Source organism: Streptomyces sp. NPDC059900, assembly GCF_050270335.1.
Classification (GTDB): domain Bacteria; phylum Actinomycetota; class Actinomycetes; order Streptomycetales; family Streptomycetaceae; genus Streptomyces.
The window spans coordinates 1-3,590 of record NZ_JBNNJZ010000730.1; the positions used below are offsets into that span (position 1 = coordinate 1).

The window sequence follows — 3,590 nt, forward strand, 5'->3', positions numbered from 1 at the left end:
CGATCTGTCTGTGTCTGGGCGTCCCTCTCACCACGGTGGTCACCCTGACCTTCCTCACGGGGCGCTGGGCGGGGTGAGGTGTGGCCAACGAGTAGGCCGGCAACGGCGAAGCAGCACTGTCAGTGGGCTGAAGTACGCTTCGCGGCACTGCACTTCAATGGTGAGGACCGAGAGAAGTTGACTGATCTGACTGCCTTCCCGCTGCCCTTTTCCGGAGCAGGCGCATCCGGGGCGAACCCCCGGACTCTGCGCGAACTGCAGATGATGGAGTGCAGCGCCGCTATCCGGGAAAAGCCTTCGTGGTTCATCAAGATGAACGATCCCGAGATTGCGGCCAGATGGGCGCGGGAAGCGTCCGCCCAGGGCATGACCCACGCCCAGGTTCGCTATGTTCTCGATGAACTCGCCCATTACGCCGGACTGCGCGACGAACACACCGGCATCGAGGTATCCGGCGTCGACGGGGTATGGCAGTCGGACACGCTGGTCGGTGACGAGCTGAGGTCCCGTTTGCGTGCGGCGGTTCGGGATCTGGAAGAGATACCCGAAGCGGAGAAGGACTGGCATCCGGGGTCAGACGGCCAGGTACTGGACGTGGTCCACCCTTCGCTTTTCTGCCTCGTCCGCGAAGCGAGCGGCGCACCGGAGCGAGCCTGGCAATTCACGCCGGGGTACCAGTCGAAGCACGAGTTCTCGGAGAAGTTCCAGTGGTTGCCCACTGACGTGGCGGTCGGCGACGACGGCGCCGTGTCCTTCCTGTCGTACGTCAACAACGTCCACCCCGAGGATCACCGCGAACTGGCCTCCGTGCTGCCGGAGCTGTTCGCGCGCATGCTCCCGCTGTGGGAGAACGTGCTCACCGATCTGCGCCACCCGCGCCCCCTGCGGATCGAGGCCGACCCCTACTCGTGGTACGACGGCAGCGAGCCGGCCGAACCCGAGACTGATGACGACGACGCGCAGGACGCCTACGAAAGCGCCATGGACGAGTGGTGGGAAAACCGCCGCCCGGTCATCCCTGACGCCCCGGCCTTCGCCCCGCTCGCGTCGCCCGACGAGTCAGCCCGCGTCGACCTGCGCGGCCTTCGCCTCCAGGTCATCGTCAAGCTCGCCACGATCCACCTCACCCCGGAGAAGCCCGAGTACGAGGGCGGTTCCTGGCATGTCGAGGGAATGCGGAACGAGCGGATCGTCTCGACCGGCATTTACTACTGGGACAGCGAGAACATCACGGAAAGCCGACTGAGTTTCCGGGCGGCCATCGGCGACCCGGATTACGAGCAGAGCGACTACACCGGCATGCGTGAGGTGTACGGCCTGGACAACGAAGACCCGCTGAACCAGATCCTCGGTTCGGCATCGACCCCGGCAGGCCGCTGCCTGGCCTTCCCCAACCTACTGCAGCACCGCGTCGGATCGTTCCGGCTCGCGGACACCGCCCGGCCGGGATACCGCAAGATCCTCGCGTTCTTCCTCGTCGACCCCTCGCAGCCCATCGTCTCGACCGCCGACATACCGCCGCAGCAGCCGTGGTCCGACACCTCGACCATGACACTGGAGCAGGCCAAGGAATACCGCGAACAACTCATGCACGAACGCAAGTTCTTCGTCGCCGAGCACAACGAGCAGGTCTACGAGCGCGAGTTCTCCCTCTGCGAGCACTGAACCCCACTCCCCGTGCCGACTGCCCCTGGTGCTGATCGTCTTGTGGGGAGCGCGCCGCTGCGCCATCGTGGGTCCCGGTCCGGGTTGCGTCGGTCCGGGCCCGCGGGGGCGACAAGGGGGGTTCAAAAATGGAGCCTGGAGTTCCGGCAGCCAGGAGCGAACCGACGGGACTGCGCGCCGCGCAGCCGGCCAACATCACCTGGGAGCGATTACAGGACCAGATGGGCTGGTTCGACCGGAAGAGCAGCGCCGCGCAACGGCAGTTCAAGCGCCTGAAGATGGTCACTCTGGCCCTGGCGGCAGGCCTCCCCGTCGCCGTCGCCGCATCCGCCCCCAACTGGGTCGTCGCCGCCATGGGCGCCCTGGTCGCGGTCATCGAGGGAGCACAGCAGCTCTTCAAGTTCCAGGAGAACTGGATCAGGTACCGGGCGGTGTGCGAGAGCCTGCGCCGCGAGCAGTATCTGTATCTCGCGCACGGGGGTCACTATGCCGAAGCAGAAAACGCCGACGTCCTGCTCGCCGAACAGGTAGAGAAGATCACGAGCCAGGAGAACGCCCTGTGGGCAGAGCGTGAGATGCCGTGATCGTACTCTTCGCCGGCCGACGCCCCTCGGGGGCGGACGGTGCTTTCCCCGAGACCGGAGTGGCCTGGCTGGAGGAACGCCTCGAGCGGCTCTTCGCCGGTCTGCGTCCGAGGCTCGCCGTGGGCTCCGGCGCGGCGGGCACCGACCTGCTGGCCATTGCTGCCGCACTGCGCGCCAAGGCGCAGGTTGATCTCCTCCTCACCGAAGACGTCGAGGCCTTCGTGGCCGCCTCGGTGGCGGACAAGGGCCCTGAGTGGGTGAGGGCCTTCCAGGACCTCACCCGCAGCCCCGGCGTCCGTCTGCACCCCGTCGAGGGAGCGGCGGAGAACGACGACGGATTCCGGGCGGTCAACCATGCGTTGCTCCAACACGCGCGCGCCCGCTTGCGGACGGACGGCAAACAGGGGCGCGAGCCGGAGGAACTCGTGGTCGTCGCGGTGACCGGCGGTCGCCGCGCGGGCGAGGACCACACCGAGTCGCTGGCCGACTCGGCCGAAAAACTGGGCCACCTGGTGCTCCGCCTCGACCCTGCGGCGAGCAAGGAGGCCTCCCCCACCGCCTTCGTCGCCATGCCGTACGGCAGCAAGCGGGACACCACGCGCGAACTCAAGCGGTTCGAGGCCAACGAGACCTGGAACAGGGTCCTGGTGCCCGCCCTCCTCGACAGTGGGTACCGGCCCATCCGCACCGACCTCGACTCGGGTCTGGAGACGATCGACGCGCGCATGCTGCACAGCATCAACACCGCCGACCTGTTCGTGGCCGATCTCGCCACGTTCAACCCCAACGTCCTGTGGGAACTGGGCGTACGGCATGCCTGGAGGCGCTCCGGCACACTCATCATGGCACCGCGCTGGGTCACTCCCCCCTTCGATCTGGGCCACACCACCGTCAAGCGCTACGAACGCGGTATGACCCGGGTCAGCGACCGGCAGGCCGTCGCGGCGATCCGCATGCTGAGGCCCGCGTTGACCGCGTCGAAGCGCGGCACCGACAGCCCCGTATGGGCGGTGTTCCCCTTGCTGGAACCCGTACGGCTGCCTCCCGACCACGACGCGGAGCTCATCTCCCAACTCACGCGCTACACGGAGGAGATCTCCCTGGCGGCCGACCTGCACGACGTCGAGCAGCTGATCGCCGTCGCCGCACATGTACGGCGCGACGAGTTGCCCGACAGCAGCCGCAACACGCTCCTCGAGCAGATCGGCCTTGCCCTTGTCACGCTGGACCGCTTCGAGGAGGGGCGGGATCTGCTGGCCCCGCTCGCCGAGGCCGACGTCTCCTTCGCGCGGGTCCGCATGCAGCAGCGCTACGCCCTGACCCTCATACACCGTCCCGGAG

Annotated in this window: 3 protein-coding genes; all 3 read left to right on the top strand. The window is 67.4% G+C overall.

Annotated features, from left to right (window positions below; all coding sequences use genetic code 11):
• The first annotated feature begins 177 nt into the window (after window positions 1-177).
• Window positions 178-1,665, top strand: coding sequence for a DUF4246 domain-containing protein (locus ACQKIP_RS42845; protein WP_365853796.1), 1,488 nt, complete (start codon window positions 178-180; stop codon window positions 1,663-1,665).
• 128 nt (window positions 1,666-1,793) lie between these two features.
• The gene (locus ACQKIP_RS42850) at window positions 1,794-2,249 is read left to right on the top strand and encodes a DUF4231 domain-containing protein (RefSeq protein WP_365853798.1); all 456 of its coding nucleotides are present in this window, start codon (window positions 1,794-1,796) and stop codon (window positions 2,247-2,249) included.
• On the top strand, window positions 2,246-3,590 hold a 1,345-nt coding region (locus ACQKIP_RS42855; protein ID WP_427745489.1), incomplete at its 3' end, for a hypothetical protein. The genes ACQKIP_RS42850 and ACQKIP_RS42855, both read left to right, overlap by 4 nt.